General features: G+C 64.0%; 15 protein-coding genes. 12 read left to right on the top strand and 3 right to left on the bottom strand.

What is annotated here, in order from left to right; all coding sequences use genetic code 11:
• Positions 1-858: 858 nt before the first annotated feature.
• Complete coding sequence (locus SH602x_RS10155) at positions 859-1980, bottom strand: M24 family metallopeptidase (protein ID WP_479476680.1); 1122 nt, start codon at positions 1978-1980, stop codon at positions 859-861.
• A 151-nt stretch (positions 1981-2131) separates the two neighbouring features.
• Between SH602x_RS10155 and SH602x_RS10150 the strand changes: the two genes are divergently transcribed.
• Positions 2132-3262 carry a redoxin domain-containing protein gene (locus tag SH602x_RS10150; protein ID WP_479476679.1) on the top strand — a complete coding sequence of 377 codons (1131 nt, stop codon included), beginning with the start codon at positions 2132-2134 and terminating at the stop codon, positions 3260-3262.
• Positions 3263-3288: 26 nt separating this feature from the next.
• Here SH602x_RS10150 and SH602x_RS10145 read toward each other — a convergent pair whose 3' ends face one another.
• Entirely contained in the window at positions 3289-4770 is a 1482-nt protein-coding gene (locus tag SH602x_RS10145) for a sodium/proline symporter (RefSeq protein WP_479476678.1), read from the bottom strand.
• A 286-nt stretch (positions 4771-5056) separates the two neighbouring features.
• Here SH602x_RS10145 and ectA point away from each other — a divergent pair, with 286 nt between their 5' ends.
• From ectA to SH602x_RS10100, 9 genes are all read left to right on the top strand, one after another.
• A complete protein-coding gene (gene ectA, locus SH602x_RS10140; RefSeq protein ID WP_479476677.1) occupies positions 5057-5596 on the top strand; it encodes a diaminobutyrate acetyltransferase in 540 nt (179 codons plus the stop codon).
• Entirely contained in the window at positions 5596-6912 is a 1317-nt protein-coding gene (gene ectB / locus SH602x_RS10135; protein ID WP_479476676.1) for a diaminobutyrate--2-oxoglutarate transaminase, read from the top strand. Before ectA ends, ectB begins: the two co-directional genes overlap by 1 nt.
• Positions 6909-7295: an ectoine synthase gene (locus SH602x_RS10130; protein ID WP_479476675.1), complete on the top strand. Its 387-nt coding sequence runs from the start codon at positions 6909-6911 to the stop codon at positions 7293-7295. Before ectB ends, SH602x_RS10130 begins: the two co-directional genes overlap by 4 nt.
• Positions 7296-7409: 114 nt before the next feature.
• The gene (gene thpD / locus SH602x_RS10125; protein WP_479476674.1) at positions 7410-8312 is read left to right on the top strand and encodes an ectoine hydroxylase; all 903 of its coding nucleotides are present in this window, start codon (positions 7410-7412) and stop codon (positions 8310-8312) included.
• Positions 8313-8461: 149 nt separating this feature from the next.
• Positions 8462-9709 (top strand): PQQ-dependent sugar dehydrogenase, encoded by a 1248-nt coding sequence (locus SH602x_RS10120; RefSeq protein WP_479476673.1) that lies wholly within the window; start codon positions 8462-8464, stop codon positions 9707-9709.
• Positions 9710-10054: 345 nt separating this feature from the next.
• The gene (locus SH602x_RS10115; RefSeq protein ID WP_479476672.1) at positions 10055-10786 is read left to right on the top strand and encodes a hypothetical protein; all 732 of its coding nucleotides are present in this window, start codon (positions 10055-10057) and stop codon (positions 10784-10786) included.
• A 71-nt stretch (positions 10787-10857) separates the two neighbouring features.
• Entirely contained in the window at positions 10858-11976 is a 1119-nt protein-coding gene (ald, locus tag SH602x_RS10110; protein WP_479476671.1) for an alanine dehydrogenase, read from the top strand.
• Entirely contained in the window at positions 11973-12842 is an 870-nt protein-coding gene (locus SH602x_RS10105; protein ID WP_479476670.1) for a sulfite exporter TauE/SafE family protein, read from the top strand. The genes ald and SH602x_RS10105 overlap by 4 nt, the downstream gene beginning before the upstream one ends.
• 81 nt (positions 12843-12923) lie before the next feature.
• A complete protein-coding gene (locus tag SH602x_RS10100) occupies positions 12924-13457 on the top strand; it encodes a hypothetical protein (RefSeq protein WP_479476669.1) in 534 nt (177 codons plus the stop codon).
• 136 nt (positions 13458-13593) lie between these two features.
• Here SH602x_RS10100 and SH602x_RS10095 read toward each other — a convergent pair whose 3' ends face one another.
• Entirely contained in the window at positions 13594-15042 is a 1449-nt protein-coding gene (locus tag SH602x_RS10095) for a class I SAM-dependent methyltransferase (RefSeq protein WP_479476668.1), read from the bottom strand.
• Between the two features lie 612 nt (positions 15043-15654).
• Between SH602x_RS10095 and SH602x_RS10090 the strand changes: the two genes are divergently transcribed.
• Complete coding sequence (locus SH602x_RS10090) at positions 15655-16416, top strand: hypothetical protein (RefSeq protein ID WP_479476667.1); 762 nt, start codon at positions 15655-15657, stop codon at positions 16414-16416.
• Between the two features lie 143 nt (positions 16417-16559).
• Positions 16560-17717, top strand: coding sequence for a GSCFA domain-containing protein (locus SH602x_RS10085; RefSeq protein WP_479476666.1), 1158 nt, complete (start codon positions 16560-16562; stop codon positions 17715-17717).
• Positions 17718-17720: the final 3 nt, after the last annotated feature.

The raw sequence follows: 17720 nt of genomic DNA, 5'->3' as shown, positions 1-17720 counted from the left end.
ACCGGACCTTCGTTCCGCCGATCGACCGACCGCTGGATGAGTCAGGGTGCCTTCGCGACTGCGAACGCGAGATTTCTCCTTCAGCGTCACAAGTATATGCACTGGCATGTGCTAATGCCTTCTTAGGAAAAGACGACTCGGCGCTTCGCTGGATTGGCGAACACGAACCGCGGGCGCGAGCTCTTGGATTCGATCCGGCCCCACTATGGCTATCGCAACAACGCGAATTCGTGCAAGTACTCAAGGGCTGGATCGAACAGGGAGTCGCGCAAGAGCAGTTGGCGCCTGTCGTACGCGAGCAATTGCACAGCTGGACTGCTGATGCGACTTAACGAAGCGTGGCGGAGGAGTCGGTTGGCACCGCCCAGCGCGAAGGCATTTGCTACCTAGTGAAGAACTTCCGAACGCTCTTCCTGAACTTCCAGAACTTATCCCGAAGATCGATAAGCAGCTTTTTCGCTGGCGGCCCAGGGCTCTTGCTGACTTGGGCCAACCGCTGGATTCAAAAGGCTTGTGCTCTCGGCTCGCCTTGCGGAACGAAGACCCTTCTGATCACAGCTTCAACTCCATCGGGAACGAACTGCGGAAAGGGTTCTCGAGCGAAATCGATGCTGCACGATCAATCTCGAACGAGGACGATCTACGTCGAACTGCTGGACGAGGGAACCTTCGTACTCCGTCCTACCTCTGCCGAACTGCTTGGCGATGGACTGTTCAGGGTTATGTCGACGCACGACTACAACCCAGAGGACGAGCATTGGCGATTCGTCCCCGGAAGCGTCGTGGAATGCGACTGGGTAGAGCACGACGGCGAACGGCTCTTAGTAGCGAAGCGTCCCGGGCGAAGCGTTACTTGACTTAGCGCAGCTCCATCGGGAACGGACTCAAATTCTCGATGCCGGTTTCGGTGACGAGGTAGTCGTTCTCCAGTCGCATGCCTTGACGCATGGCGTCGGAGTAGAGGCCGGGCTCGCAGGTGAAGACGTCGCCGATCTCGAACGTGTCGTCCCAGTTCGGGTTCAGATGCGGCCCCTCGTGCGGGAACAGGCCGATGCCGTGGCCGAGATGGTGGTTAAAGACGCCGACGTCGGGACCGTTCACCATCGCGTCGACTTCGGCGAAGAGTTCCTTGCAGCTCTTGCCGGGCTTCACGGTCGCTTCGATGTGGCGGAACGACTGCTGGAGGACTTCCCACGCCGCCTGTTGCTCTTTGGAAACCTCGGTCACGGCGATCGCCCGGCTGTTATCGGCGAAGTAGCCGCGAAACGCGGGGCCGAGGTCGAGAATGTACAGCTCGCCCGCTTCGCAGAGCCTTCCGTTGCGAGGACTGCCGCCGCGAGCGCCGCAGCGGTAGTCGTTCCCCGTCTCGGTCCAGGGTTCGCCGAACTCCTCGATGCAGACGGACTGCAACTCGTTGTAGACCTCGATCTCGGAGACGCCCGGCTGGATGATCTGCCGCGCCCGCTCGTACATGACGCGGGTGCCCTCGATCGCCTTCCGGATCTTGGCCAGTTCGTCAGCGCCCTTTCGGCGACGAAGGCCATACATCGTGGTCTCGATATCAAGCAGTTCGACGCCCTTCGCCCTGAGCGGTCCGGCGAGGTGCTGGGAGAAGGAAGAGAACTCGACGCCGATCCGCTTGCCCGGGTCGTGGGCGCTGAAGAGTTTCAGGAAGACCTCGCTCGACGCCGCCCGCTGGTCGTTCCGCATCGTGGAAAGCCACTGCGCGTCGTACGCCTCGCGCTCGTCGCAGACCGCCTCCTCCGGCTGCTTCTTCGGTCCGACCAGCAGAACATGGCCCTGCTTCGAAATGGCGACCGCCGGCTCGAAGGTCCATTTGAACCGGGCGCCGGTGAGCCAGTAGACGTGCGGAATCTGCGTCAGGACGACCCAGTCGAGACTCATCGCGTCCATTGCCTCGATGAGGCGTCGCTGGCGGAGTTTGACCGAGTCGATGTCGAGTTCGTAGGGAGAAGGCATGCCGCGCTCGCGTCCAGACGGAAATCGGGGGATAGAATCGGCCCCAAGATAACGGGTTTTCGCGTAAGGTTCCGGACCCTTCGCCCGTCCCGCCTGTCGATCCTCGGTGTCCCAGGAATCTCCCGCGTTCGCTCGTGACGGAAACTTCGCGATGGCTCGACGTTCGCTGAAATCTGCTGCGGCCTGTTTCCTGCTTTCGGTCGCCTGTGCAGCGGTCGCTCAGGAGACCAAGAGCCAGGAGATCAAGGGCTCCGCCGGATCGACCGCTGCGCGCGAGGCGCTCGTGCCGCGGCATCTGCTGGGGCTGATTCACGCTCCCGAGACGCACGCGGAACTGAAGCTCACGCGCGAGCAGGTCGCCGGGCTGGAATCGCTTTTCCGCGAGATCGACGCGAAGTGGTTTCCCGCCCGCATCCTGCCCGCGGACGAGCGACGGGCCATGATCGAAGCGCTCGAGCGGAAGGCGCTCGCCTGGTTCGAAGCGAACGCCTCCCGTTCGCAGCGAGAGCGACTGGAACAGCTCGAATGCTACGCCCAGGGGGGTCGCTGTCTGCTGCGGGAGGACATCGGCAAGCGAATCGGATTGAATCCGTCGCAACGATCCGAGTTGGCCCAGCTCGCGCAAGCGACGGAGGACGCGCAGCGGAAACTGTCTCAGGCGCAGTTCGGCGACGCGAATATCGAGGCGCTTCAAAAGACGTTCGCCGAAGCCGCCACGGCGGAGCGCGCCGCCCTGACGAAGGTCTTGCGACCCGAGCAGCGCGAAAAGCTGACGGCGCTGCTGGGTCCGTCCTTCGATCCGAGCGGGCTCAAGCGGATCTACGCGATGGCGCCCGAGTTCGCCCAGGGAGGGATCTGGCTCAACTCCGATCCGCTGAGGTCGAGCGAGCTGCGCGGCAAGGTCATGCTCGTTCACTTCTACGCGTTCCAATGTCACAACTGCCACGCGAACTTCGCCATCTATCAGCGCTGGCACAAGGAACTGACCGACAAGGGCGTGGTCGTCGTCGGAATCCAGACCCCTGAGACGAGCGCCGAGCGCGATCCGAAGGCGGTCAAGGCCGCGGCGATCGAACGCAAGCTGGAGTTCCCCATCCTCGTCGATCTCGAATCGAAGAACTGGAACGCCTGGGGCAACACGATGTGGCCCACCGTCTATGTCGTCGACAAGCAGGGATACATCCGGCACTGGTGGCAGGGCGAACTGAACTGGAAAGGCGCCACGGCTGACGAAACGATCGAGGCGGTCGTCGACGGTCTGCTGAGCGAAGAATCGCCGTAGCGGGCGAACCTTCGTCGAGGCAGCGCTCACTCCTCGCTGGTCGCCAGTCGGGCCGCCGCGTCGTCAGATCGGTCGCCGGGCGAGAACATCCGACGCCAGCCTTCGACGACGACCCAGACGGAGAACGACGCGATCAGCCCCGGCAACAGCTTGAAGACGTGGCCGTCCAACCTGGCGATCTGCCAGGCGACGACCGTGCCGACGCCGACCGCCATCATCGTCACCGCCACGGGCGCGGTAAGTCGGGCGCCCACCAGCCGAAGAATCAGCGCCGGCCCCAATCCCGCCCCCATGGCCGACCAGGCGACCAGCACGAGCGCGAAGACGCCCTGGTGTGCGAACAGCGCGATGCAGAGCGCAAGGCCGGTCACGGCCAGCGTCGCGAGCTTCGTCGCCAGGTAGCTCTCCTTCCAGCGCGGAAAGATGTCCTGCGTCACGGCGCCGGAGCAGACCAGAATCTGCGAGTCGGCGGTCGACATCGTCGCGGAGAAAAGCCCCGCCAGGACGAGACCCACCAGCACGGACGGAAGGAGCGCCTGCGCGAGTTCGGGCATCGCCAGTTCGGTGGCCGCCGAGGCGTCGAGACCTGCCGCGGCTCCCTGCGCGACCAGGTTCGGCAACGCGGCTCTCGCATAGAGACCGACCGCGATGCCGGCGGCGAAGAAGGGGACGAACCACGCGAAGTAGATGAGCCTCGCCCGGGGAATCTCCTCCACGGATCGGATCGCCATGAACCGCACGAGGATGTGCGGCTGCCCCACGGCGCCGAAGCCGCCCGAGATCATGCCGAGCAGGTAGAGACCGAAGCCGAACGCCAGATTCTTGGGAATCCAGTGGAGCAGCGTCGGATCCTGCTCGCGAAGGTTCGCGATCAGCGCCGCCGGCGAACCGATCTCGGCCATCGCGGCGACCAGCAGCGCGCCCATGGCGACGATCATCACGATGGACTGCGCGGCGTCGGTCCAGATCGACGCGCGGATGCCGCCGGAGAAGCAGTAGATCGCGGCGATGACGGCCCCGAGGATGGCTCCTGCCGAGAGATCCCACCCGAACAGCGAGTGGAGCGCCAGGCTGCCCGCCTTGAGCTGCGCCGCGGCGTAGACCCCCAGCAGGACGAACGACAGGATGCCCGCGACGACGACGACGGGACGCTGCGTGCCGCCGTCGGTCGCTCCCATCAGCGACGGGACGGTCGTCGCGTCGACTTCCTCGGAACGTTTGCGCACTCGCGGATGGACGAAGAGCCACGCGATCAGGTCGCCGACGACCCATCCGACCATCATCCAGATCGCTTCGATGCCGTCGCGATAGGCGTAGCCGATCAGCCCCAGGAACATGAAGCCGGAGTTGTTCGACGCGACGGCCGAGAGCGCGGCGAGCCAGGGGGGGACGCTGCGCCCCGCGATGAGGTAGTCGGCGTTGTCGCTCCGCCGAACGAACGCCGCGGCGGCGCCGATCGAGACGAACAGGACGAGAAAACAGGCGAAGCTCAGGATGACGACAAGCATGAATCCTGCGGGACGAGGGAGAACGCACGCGGCGTTCGTCGACAGGCGGGTCGGGTCCCTACCCTAACGTGCGAGCTCGCCTGACCCAACCCCTTTGCCAGCGCTCGACGAACGCGGCCACATGCATGACGGACCTTTCTCTGCGACGAGGACCGCGGTTGAACCGCAGGGGCATCGGGCCTATAGTCGGTAGGTCCGATGACCAGGAGGCGACGCGCCGGCGATCGTCTCCGCAAGACCGGATCCGCCGTCGTTCGCGATGCGGTTTCGGTCCTGAACGAAGCGAATGTCCTCTCCCATACCGGCTGAAGACGCGATGCGTCTTCGCATTCCGACGTTGTCGGATGCGCCCGCGATGCGCCGCTTGGCGCAGTTAGCCGCCGGCGGTCTCGATTCGTACGCGACGTACCTGTATCTGCTGTTGTGCAGAGACTTCGCGGCGACCTGCGCGGTCGCGACGAACGCACGCGACGACGATCGCGATCTGCAAGGGTTCGTGACGGCGTTTCGCCCTCCCGAACGTCCTGAGACGCTGTTCGTCTGGCAGATCGGCGTCGCGCCCGAGGCGCGGGGCCAGGGACTCGCGAAGCGAATGCTCCTGCATGCGCTCGCGTCGCCCGCATGCGCAGGCGTCCGCTACGTCGAAGCGAACGTGAGCCCGTCGAACGTCGCCTCGAATCGGACCTTCGCCTCGCTGGCGAAAGAATTCGGCGCTGCCCTCGAAATTCAGGAGGGATTTCGCAGCGTCGACTTCGGGACCGAAGCGCACGAGGAGGAAAAACTCGTGCGGGTCGGTCCGATCTCCTCTCCCCCGAAGGAAGTCTGATGACCATTTTCGAACGACTCGAATCGAACGTACGCAGCTACTCGCGCAGCTTTCCGACCATCTTCGAAAGCGCCAAGGGCTCCACGCTCGTCGACGAGGCAGGCGCCGAATACGTCGACTTCTTCGCGGGCGCCGGATCGCTCAACTACGGGCACAACCCCAGCGAGATCCAGGACAAGCTCATCGACTATCTGAAGAGCGACGGCATCTTCCACGCGCTCGACATGTCGACGTCGGCCAAGCGGACGCTGCTGGAAACGATCGACGAAGTTCTGCTTCGTCCGCGGAACCTCGACTACAAGATTCTCTTTCCCGGACCGACCGGAACGAACGCCGTCGAGGCGGCGCTGAAGCTGGTGCGCAAGGTCACGGGGCGGCATAACGTCGTCGCGTTCACCAACGCCTTTCACGGCATGACGCTAGGCGCGCTCGCGCTGACCGGCAACGGCGGTAAACGCGCGGGCGCCGGCGTTCCGCTGCAGAACGTGACGCACATGCCGTTCTGCGACTACCTGGGCGACGACGGCGACAGCCTGGCGTCGGTCGAGCGTTACCTCGCCGATTCGAGCAGCGGCCTGGACCTTCCCGCGGCGTTCATCGTGGAAACCGTCCAGGCGGAAGGTGGCGTCAACGTCGCCTCGGCTTCCTGGCTGCGCAAGCTGGCGGATCTGGCGAAGCGGTACGAGATCCTGCTGATCGTCGACGACATCCAGGTCGGGTGCGGTCGCACGGGACCCTTCTTCAGCTTCGAGCCGGCCGGCATCGTGCCCGACGTGGTCTGCCTGTCGAAGTCGCTCTCTGGCTACGGCCTGCCGTTCGCGTTGACGCTGCTGCGGCCGGAACTGGACGTCTTCTCGCCCGGCGAGCACAACGGCACGTTCCGCGGGCACAACTTCGCTTTCGTCTCCACGGTGGCGGCGCTCGAGACCTGGTGGAAAACGGACTCGCTCTCGAAGAAGACGGAACGCGACGGCGAGCGCATCGCTTCGACGCTCGATCGCTTCGCTGCGACCTACGGCGGAGAAGTCCGGGGCCGCGGCATGATCCAGGGGATCGCGTTCGAGGACGCGACCCTCGCCCAGCGTGTCTCCCGCGAAGCCTTCGAACGGGGCCTGGTGATCGAAACCAGCGGTCCGCGCGACGAGGTGCTGAAGTGCCTGGCGCCGCTGACGATCAGCGAACGCGAACTGTCGCTCGGTCTGGAGATTCTCGAAGACGCGGTCGCCGCGGCAGCGTCGAATTCGCCTCTGGCGGCGGTCGGATTGCATGGTTCCGCGACCGACCTTCAGGAAGACGGAAAGGCAGGCGCCGCATGATCGTCAGAAAGCTCGATGATTGCGTGGGAACCCCGCGCGAAGTCCATTCGAACGGCTGGACCAGCCGGCGCCTGCTGTTGCGAGACGACGGCATGGGATTCTCCCTGCATGACACGCTAATCCATGCCGGCGCCGCGCTGGAGATGGAGTATCGCAACCATCTGGAAGCGGTTTACTGCATCGCCGGGACCGGGACGCTCCGCGCGCTCGCGACCGGCGAAACGTGGCCGGTCGGACCCGGGACGATCTACGCGCTCAATGCGCACGACCGTCACGTGCTGGAGGCGGAGACCGAACTGCGAATGGTCTGCGTCTTCAATCCGCCTGTCGTCGGCGACGAGGTTCACGATGCGTCCGGCGCCTACCCGGCGACCGCGAGCTGACGGCCAGCGTTCGTCAGCCGGCGGCCTGCGACCGGTTCGCTGCGTCGCCCTGAATCAACCTTGCTTCAGCGCCTTCGTGCGCTGAAGCTTCCTTCCGTTCAAGGAGTCTCCGTTATGTCTGTCGCCGCTTCGTCCGTTGCGACTGATCCCTACGCCTCGCGCGTCGACGCCTGGGAGACCGTTCCCCGGGTCGATCCCGTTCTGTGGGGCGACGGCTCCGGACCGCTTTCGCGCGAAGAGCTTCAACAGTTCGAACGCGACGGCTATCGCTTCGCGCCGCAGCTCTTCGATTCCGAGGAGATCTCGCGACTCAGCGCCGAGGCCGATCGTCTCGCCGCCGAAGCCGACCGCCGCGCGGAAGGGGTCGTCACCGAGCCGGGAAGCGACGTGGTCCGTTCGCTGTTTCGACTCCACCGGACGAACGAACTCTTTCGAGAGGTCTGTCGCGATCCCCGTCTGGTCGACGTCGCGCGGCAGATTCTCGGATCGGAAGTTTACGTCCATCAGACGCGGATCAACTACAAGCCGGCGTTCGACGGGAAGGAGTTCTTCTGGCATTCCGATTTCGAAACGTGGCATATCGAAGACGGCATGCCGCGAATGCGCGCGGTCAGCTTCTCGCTATTCCTGACCGAGAGCACGCCGTTCAACGGCCCGCTGATCGTCGCCCCCGGCTCGCACACGTCGTACGTTCGGTGCGAGGGCGCGACGCCGGAACGCCATTACGAGCAATCGCTGAAGCGTCAGCGCTACGGGGTGCCGACCCAGGAGGCGTTGCGGGAACTGATCGACGCGGGCGGGCTGGCGGCGCCGACCGGCCCGGCGGGATCGGCGGTCTATTTCGATTGCAACCTGATGCATGGCTCCGTCGGCAACCTGAGCCCCTGGCCCAGGACGAACTTCTTCGTCGTCTTCAACAGCGTCGACAACGCCTGCACATCGCCGTTCGGCGATCAGCCGCCCCGCCCGGAGTATCTGGCGGAACGGGAAGTCTGCCCCGTAAAGCCGGCAAGGTGACCTGAAGGGAGAATCCTTCGCGGTGGCGGACGGACCAAGGAACGGCTCGCTTCGCCGCTTGCATCGGCGCCGGGCGGTTCCACAATGGAGGGCTCTGCGGACTCGTCTTTCGGGCCGCGAAGCCCAACCTCCCTCCGTGCCGGCCACCTATGAAGTTCTCGACCGTTCCCGCTGCGGCGGCGATCACGCTCGCGCTGGGCATTTCGCCCGCGATGATGGGCGTCTCGCCCGCGGCGCTGACCGCTCAGGAAAAAACTCCCGACGGAGCGCCCAAGCTCGACTATGAAGGGCAGCCGATCGCCGTGAAGGCGGTGCGGGCCTTTCCCAAGCTGAAGATTCAGCGACCGATCGTGCTGACCAACTTCGGCGACGGTTCCGATCGCCTGGTCGTCGCCACGCAGTACGGCAGCATTCTCGTCATGCCCAACGACGAGAGCGTGACCGAGCCGTCGGTCTTCCTCGACATGGAGGACAAGGTCACCTACAAGGACCGCGAGAACGAGGAGGGCTTCCTCGGCCTGGCCTTCCATCCGAAGTACGCGGAGAACGGCGAGTTCTTCGTCTACTACACGACCAGCGCCGAGCCGCACGTCTCGCACATCTCGCGATTCAAGCGGTCGCAGGACGACCCGAACAAGGCCGATCCTGCCAGCGAGGAGATCCTGATGAAGATCCCTCAGCCTTACTGGAATCACAACGGCGGCACGCTCGAATTCGGACCCGACGGCTATCTCTACGTCGGCCTGGGCGACGGCGGCAGCGGTCGCGATCCGCACGGCAACGGCCAGAACCTGGGCACGGTCCTGGGCAAGATCCTCCGCATCGACGTCGACAACCAGGACGAAGGTCTCGCCTACGCCATCCCGAAGGACAACCCCTTCGTCGGCAAGGCAGGCGCCCGTCCCGAGATCTACGCCCTGGGCGTGCGGAACATCTGGCGCCTCTCGTTCGACCGCAAGACGGGCGCCCTGTTCGCCGCCGACGTCGGTCAGGATCTATGGGAAGAGATCGACGTCGTGAACAAGGGGGATAACCTCGGCTGGAACCTCCGCGAAGGTTTCCACGCCTTCGGCGAGAAGGGGGTCGGACCCCGGGCGGATCTGGTCGAGCCGATCTGGGAGTACCCGCACGAAGTCGGCAAGTCGATCACGGGCGGTTACGTCTACCGCGGCAAGAAGGTGCCCGAGCTGGTCGGCAAGTATCTCTATGCCGACTACGTCACCAACCGCGTCTGGGCGCTCGACTACGACCAGGAGGCGAAGAAGGTTCTCGGCAACTACAAGATCGAGCACGAAGCCTCGTCGCTCCCCGTGATCACCTACGGCGAAGACGAAGCGGGCGAGGTCTACTTCACGACCTCGTCGCACGAGATCTTCAAGTTCGTTCCCGCGAAGTAGGTCGCATCGCGATCGAGAGAGCGATCTTCCGACGGGCGGCCGGAGAACTTCGGTCGCCCTTTTTCGTGCGCGGTAGCTCGACGAAATCGCGTGTGCCATGGCTGGCTTGCCCAGCCGTGCCGTCCCTCGCATCGTCCTGTCAGCGGGAGAGCTTCGGAAGGCGAATCAGATGCTGCCGGCCTATCCGAGTCGGGCGACCGTGACCCGCTCCCCTGCGCGGCTGGGCAAGCCAGCCATGGCACACGGGCCGCTCACGCAACGCATATTCGCGATCGCACCGCGCCAGGCCTATAATCCGCGTCGGTCGCATTCATCTTTTCGTGATCGCCTTTCGGAGTCGTTTTCATGTTCGGCCATTTCTGCCGGAGAGCGCTTTTCCCCTCGTTCGCGGCGCTGCTGACGATCCTCCCTTTCTCCTTCGGCTGCGACGCGATCGATCAGGAGAAGCTGATGGAGCAGGGACAGCAGGCCCTCGAATCGAGCGAGAAAGCCGTCGCCGAGGGAGTCGTGCAGGGTCAGGCGGCGGTGAAGGAGGGGACGGCGGCAGCGAGCGAGGAACTCGAACGGGAGTTGTCGGCCTCGGGGATCGACTATCCCGACTCGCCGCAGGGCGTCTTCGTCGCCGCCCGGCAAGCCTCCGTGGAAGGGAAGTGGCCGCTCTACCTGACGTATCTGACGTCCTCTTCCATCGAGACAATGGCCCGCCACTTCATCGAGGCCGCCGCGACCGGTCGCCCGCCGCGAGGCGTGACCGCGGGTCCCGATTTCGCCGAGCGGGTCGAGATCATCAAGGCCGTCCTCGACGAGCAGGGCATCAGCGCGGAGGAGGTGGACGCCGCCAACGACGACTCGGCGGCCCACACCAAGATCCTCGGCTACTTCGCCAGCCCCAGCTTCTTCGTCGCGGAGGTGATGAAGCGAACCGAGCCCGAAGGGTTCGCGGAACTCCCCCCCATCGAGTCGGTGCAGTGGCAGACCGACGGCAACATGGCCGCGGCGACCTTCTCCGCTCCCGGCGGCCAGCAGGGAACGATCCCGCTGAAGAAGGTCGACGGACTCTGGAAGATCGATCCGTAGGCGCCCGCCCTTCAGGGCGAGGATTCGCCGTAGAATGGCGGCGATCCCAACCCTGTCAGGAGCTGCGCCGCGTGATCGTCGGTCTTCCCAAGGAAATCAAGCGGGACGAATACCGCGTCGGCATGCTCCCCGTCGGCGTGGAGGAGCTCGTCACCGCGGGCCATCGGGTGCTCGTCGAGAAGGGGGCTGGCCTCGGGTCAGGGCTCCATGACGAGGAGTATTCCGCCGCCGGGGCCGAGCTGATCGACGGGCCCGAGGAGATCTTCGGCGCCGCCGATCTGATCGTGAAGGTGAAGGAGCCCCAGCCGAGCGAGTACGGCCTGATCCGTGCGGGGCAGACGCTGTTCACCTACTTCCACTTCGCCGCCGATCGGGGCCTGACGGAGGCCATGCTGACCTCGGGCGCGGCCTGCCTGGCGTACGAGACGCTGACCGACGACAAGGGTCGGCTCCCCCTGCTGACGCCGATGAGCGAAGTCGCAGGGCGGATGAGCATCCAGGAGGGGGCCAAGTACCTGGAACGGCCCCAGATGGGTCGCGGCATCCTGCTGGGCGGCGTGCCCGGCGTGCAGCCTGCGCACATCACGATCATGGGGGGCGGCGTCGTCGGTGCGAACGCGGCCAAGATCGCCGCCGGCTTCAACGCCGATGTCAACATCCTCGACGTGAACATGGATCGCCTGCGGTATCTCGATGACGTGATGCCGCCCAACGTGAACGTCCTCTTCTCGGACAAGCACGTCATCCGGGAGCAGCTCGCGCTGGCGGACCTGGTCATCGGGGCCGTGCTGATCCCGGGAGCCAAGGCGCCTAGCCTGATCCGTCGCGACGACCTCAAGCGGATGAAGCCGGGCGCGGTGATCATCGACGTCGCCGTCGATCAGGGGGGCTGCGTCGAGACGACCCGGCCCACCACGCACAGCGACCCGACCTACATCATCGACGACGTGGTCCATTACTGCGTCGCGAACATGCCGGGCGCGGTCGGTCGGACCAGCACGTACGCTCTCTGCAACGTCACCTTGCCCTGGGTGCTGAGGCTGGCGAACGCAGGCCTCGACGACGCGATCGCCCGGTCGGCGCCCCTCGCTTCGGCGCTCAATATCCGCAACGGCGAAGTCCAGAACGCCGCGGTCGCCGAAACGTTCGGCCTGCCGTGCGGCTCGGGCAAGAAGGCCGGCGGGCGGTGACCTTTTTCGAGGAACTGTTCGCCGATACCGACACGCTGCTCGCCGTGATGGGCGTGATCCTCGTCATGGGGATCGTGCAGGGGAGCGTCGCGTTCGCCGGCGGACTGATCGGCATTCCGCTGCTGTCGATGGCCGGGCTGACGCTGCCCGAGGCGGTCGCCGTGAGCATCTTCTGCGGCATCCCGCAGAACCTGACCGGCTGCTGGCAACTCAGGAAAGAGATTCCCTGGGGGCGCACGGCGCGACCGATCGCGATCCGCACGCTCTTTCTTCCGCTGGGCATTCTGGCGCTGCACTCGCTCGACGAGAGTCTCCGGTGGACGATCGACCCGGCAGTCGGCGTCGTGATGCTGGCGATGCTGGGGCTGCTGCTGTTCGTCCATCCGGAGCACAAGCCGGAGTTCCCGCTGAAGTGGGAGGTGCTGACCTGCTCGGTCAGCGGCTTCCTGGTCGGCTTCTGCGGCATGGGGGGGCCGACGCTGGTCGTCTGGACGCTGGCCCACGACTGGAGCGCGACGAAGACCCGCGGCTTTCTATTCGCCGTCTACGCCGCGAATCTGCTGCCGCAACTCGGCATCATCGCCTTCGTATGGGGGGCCGATTTGGCGCGTGCGTTCGCTTTCGGGGCGCTCGGGGTTCCCCTCTCGGCAGCGGGCATGCTGCTGGGGCTGTACGTCTCCCGGTGGATCTCGAAGAAGACGCTCCGCAGGTTCGCGTACGGAACGATTCTCGCCACGGCGCTGCTGTCGATCGCGCAGCCGTTCGTCGCGCGAGCGCTCGCGAAGCCGGAAGCGACAGGCGAAACCGTCGATGCGGATGAGCAGCAGGAGCCCGACCGTGCGAAGCCGTCAGCCGAACCGAGATAGGCCCGGCGACGGCTGCGGTTAAAATGCTTCAGGCGACCACCAGCCTGCTCACGAATGCCTGAGAGATAGTCGGAACGAACCATGTCGATGCGGGAACGCGGAAACCAGAAGGCGGAGGAGTGGATCGGCGTCCTCCGCGACTTCTCCGACGACGTCTATCTCGACGCCGGCGAAGAGGGGGTCGAGGCGTTCTGGTCCCGACTGTTCGAACTCTTTCTGCAGGAACACGAAAAGTTCCGCGCCGACCACGACGCCCTCGTGGAGTCCAAGGCGGGCCGTTACGAGCAGGATTTCCTGCGGCAACTGGAACAGCGGGACGTCGTCGCCGCAGTCGAGGGCTTCGTCTTCGCGGCGGAGCTTCCGTGGCGCCAGGCGCTCGAAGCGATGCAGCGGATCTGCTTTCGCAACCTCGTGCCGGACGAACTGGCGCTGGAGGCCTATGCCCTGCTCGCGCTGCTGCGTTGCCCTCCGCCGGAGAATCCCAAGCTGCAGGCCGTCCGAATCGTCAAAGACCGCGGAAAGCGCAGGCTCGACGACGCGATTCGGGAGGTTGAAGAGTTGGCGCGACGTTACCGGCTGCCGCTCGCGTCCGAAGGCTTCGCCGCCGGGGCGTGAGCTTGCCCGCATCTCTTGTCAGGCGCCGGTTCAGTCCCGAAGACGCGCAGCCAGTCCGTCACGAAGACGTCTTCGATCTGTATACCCGAGCAGTCGGAGTCTCGATCGTGATTCCAGCGAGAAGGCTTTCCGAAGCCTATTGGGGCCTTTTCCCGCGATTTACGGTCAAACCTGATTTTCGAAGCGACCTTGCAAGCGTTCGTCGATCGACCCCGAGCAGGCTCGCCAGCGCTCGCAGTTCGATTTCCGGATTCGTCGCGAGTTCCGCTCGAACGCGGCGTTCGTCTTCCTCGCTCAGCGGCTCTGCGGAACTGCTCCCTTCGAGAGCCGTCGTCGCACGCGTTCCGATCTTGATTCCGCTGGCTCGCAAAGCCTGCGCGAACCCAGGCCCCACGGCGCCCACCTCTTTTCGAAGTTCGCGCGTCGAAACATTCGGGTTGCGTTCGAATGCCTGCCGAATCCTGTCGGGAAGCGTCGGGTCATCCGTCGAAGGCGCTCCGCGCCGACTGGATTCGAGGCTCTTGAACCGTCGGGAGCCGGCAGGAGCGGGCTTCCGCAAGACGAGCAAGTCCTGATAACCGAACATGCACTTGTGGGCGCCGACGACTTTCAGAAAACCGTTGCAGATCTCCTTCGCCCTACCGACCGTTTGCATGACGTCTTTGTAGTACTCCGGCGTATCGATTGCGCCGACGAGATCGTTGTTGATCTGATGCGGCCCGAAGCCGGTCCGAAGATAGGTATCGAGAAAGGCGCGATCGAGTCCTTTAGACATGAACGCAACCGCCGCGTCGCCCGCGAAAGTGAGCAACGCGATTCCGCCCGGGCGGAGAATACGCTTGATCTCCTCGAGCCAGGCTTCCTGAACGCTGCGTTCCAGGTGCGTCATCACGGAGATGCCGTAAACCAGCGAAAACTGGTCGTCGGCGTACGAAGTGGGAGGCATCAACGGCCCGACCGAGACTGACAAGGAAGGAAGGCGCTCGGCCGCCCAGGCGATATTGTCGGCGTCGATATCGATGCCCCGCACGGACGCTTCCGAAAAGCGTCCGATATGGCGGGCGACTCGTCCATGTCCGACGCCCCAGTCGAGGACGTCCCCCGTTCCGTCCCATCCGTAGGCCCGCGCCGCTTCGCAGATCCGCCATGCGTCCGTAAGGCCCTTCAAGGCGACGATGTTGACCGTATCGAACGACTGCACGCGGCGCAACGCCGTTTGCGTCGGATAGTTCTCCAGCAGTTTGAGATGCTTCGGAACCAGGATGGTCGTGCGGACGGACTCCAGCCTGGCGTTTTCTCGCCCTGCGAAATGAATCCGAAATCGATAGTGTTCTTCGTCCGTGCGCGAGGCTGCCAGATCCACTCGCAATAGAAACGCGCTTTGTTCCGCTCCCGGCCAATACCAGAAATATTCGGCGACGGCCGCATAGGGAAGCGGGTACTCGACCGTGAATTCGATCCCCGGGTCGGCGCTGAACTCCACCGTCGCGGGATTGCCGTCGACCGGAAGTACGAAGCCTTTGATCTCGAGGAAGCCGGCATGGACGCCGAAGCCGCTGACGTCGAACAGGGGAATGCCGTGCAACTCACGGATTTCCTCGGCTGTGAACGGCCTCTCGACAGCCGTTATCGAAGGAGATTCGTTCGAGGCGAATTCGGTTGAGTCCGACATGTAATCGCGAACTGAATGAGAAGGAAGGCGAGTCACGCAGCCGACGGCATGTCGAGAATCGCTTACGAAGGTCGCAGAACGACTCGAACGACCTCGGCCAGCCGCGGGATTCACGATGGACGCTGGACAAGTGAATCGAACCAAAGGAGTATAGGTCCTGCAATTCGCATGTCGAACGCCGCTCGAAGGCTCGTGAGGCAAGCTGGAGTCTTCGGCACAGCCGCTACAGCCGTCGATCGCCGTCCTTCGAAAGTCTTTCCGACTCGCTTAGTTGCCCCGACGAACTCCTGCATTGAGTACGTTCGTTTTCGCATCTAAACGGATTTGTCTGCGTCCAGTGATTCGAAGACTCACGGCGGAGCGAGGCTGACTTTCTCGTCGTGAAAATAAGCATGACGTCTTACGATTCGAAAGCGACCGCAGCCTGGCGAATCGCCGCCGATACCTGACTTCATCTAGACGCTAGAATCGATTTTAGCGAAGGTCGATCCGCCTCCATAATCGATGCCCGTTCGTTCATCCGAAATGACGAAGCCCGATCAGCGTTTCAGAATCGTCGTAATCGGCAACTCCCATCAAACGGTACTGAAATTCGCCTACGAAACCCGAGAGAGGGACGGTCGAGCGGAAGGTTTGGAGCTTCGGTTCATCCCCTTTCACCTCGAGACGTACAAGCCGATTCTCGTCGGAGGCGAGTTTCAGCCAGCTATACGCGATGAATTACAGGGGGATGCCGTTCGCCTGGTCGTGTCGACGCTGGGCGGGAACCACCACAACCTCCTCGGGCTGGTCAATCATCCGGTAAAGTTCGATTTCATACTTCCCGAAGCCCCCGATCTTCCATTGCAGGAAGACGCGGAAATCGTGCCGCTAGAACTTGTCAGGAGAGCGCTGCGGAAGCGAATGGAAGAGTCGCTCGTGTACATGCCTCTGCTGAAGCGCTCCACGTCAGCGCCGCTGTATCACTTCGAATCGCCTGCGCCGATTCCTTCCGAAGATTACATTCGAGAAAACCCTGACGCGTTCGCAGAACTGATTTCGAAATACGGCGTAGCTCCCGCCTCCTTTCGCTACAAGCTATGGCGTGTGCATTCTGCGATATTCCGCGAAGTCTGCGACCGCGAAGGATTCAAGTTTCTGCCGGTGCCGAAAGCGATGCAGGATGAACGAGGAATGCTTGCGCCGGAGGCTTGGCGCAACGACCCGACCCATGCCAATGAAGTCTATGGAGAACAGATGTATCGGCAGTTGCTAATGATCGTCGAGCGTCGATTTTCTGGACTATAAACGGGCGCGGCTCGATCGAGATAGACACGGCATCGCCCCCGATCGAATTTCGCCGCCCCAGGGCGATCGCACAGATTACGAACGCTGCCTTTGGGGCGCCCAAGTCGAGGATCGGCTGGCTGCAAGAGGAAGACGAGCGCACTATGAGCGAGCATCCTTACAAGTCGCTTCCCGATCGCGCATTTTGGAAGCGATCCGTCGCTGCGATCGGGCCGCGTAAGATCGATCCGGTCGGCGACGTGCCGTTCCGGATCGCCCGGACCGACAAGGTCGCGACCGCGGGAAGCTGCTTCGCGCAGCATATCTCCCGCCGGCTGAGCGCCAGCGGTTATACGTTTCTAGTGACCGAGCCGGCCCATCCGATCGCCGATCCCGAGGTCGCGCAGGAGTTCAACTACGGAGTCTTCACCGCGCGCTACGGGAACGTCTACACTGCCCGGCAACTGGTGCAGTTGTTCGAGCGGGCGTACGGCACGTTTCAGCCGACCGAAGACGTCTGGAGAGGCGAGGACGGAAGCCTGATTGATCCGTTTCGGCCGCAGATTCAGCCGGGCGGATTCCAGACGCAGCTGGAATACGATATCGATCGCGCGAAGCACCTTCGCGCGGTGCGGGAGGCGTTCGAGACGGCCGACGTCTTCGTGTTCACGCTCGGCCTGACCGAAGCCTGGATGTCGAAGGACGACGGCGCCGTCTATCCGCTCTGTCCCGGCGTCGCGGGCGGAACGTTCGACGAGGCGCGCCATGGCTTCCACAACTTCACCGCAGCGGAAGTCACGGTCGACGTGCTCCGCTTCATCGACGATCTGCGCCGCGTGAACCCGGGCGTCCGGATCGTCCTGACCGTGTCGCCCGTGCCGCTGATGGCGACGGCGACCGACCAGCACGTGCTGACCGCCACGACCTATTCGAAGGCCGTCCTGCGAGTCGCGGCGGAGCAGGCGGTCGCGGCGCGACCGGACGTCCTTTACTTCCCCTCGTACGAGATCGTCACGGGGACCTTCGCGCGGGGAGCGTACTTCGAGGACGATCTTCGCTCGGTCACCGAAGTGGGCGTCAACCACGTCATGCGGACCTTCTTCCGCCGGCTGTGCGTCGACCCGGTCGACCTCGGGCCGGTCGCGAAGATCGCCGTCCCCGCGGCGGACGCCCATCTGGAGCGAATGGCTAAGGCGGCAGCGCTCAATTGCGACGAAGAAGCTCTCGACCGAAGCCGTCCCGAGGGGCCGGGTCAGGCACAGCCGCAGCAGCCCGAGCAACCCCGCGCCACCGTCGTACCCCGTCGCCGACGGCATATCTGAGGT

The sequence above is a fragment of the Lignipirellula cremea genome (assembly GCF_056501455.1).
This window is presented reverse-complemented; position numbering and strand designations above follow the sequence as displayed.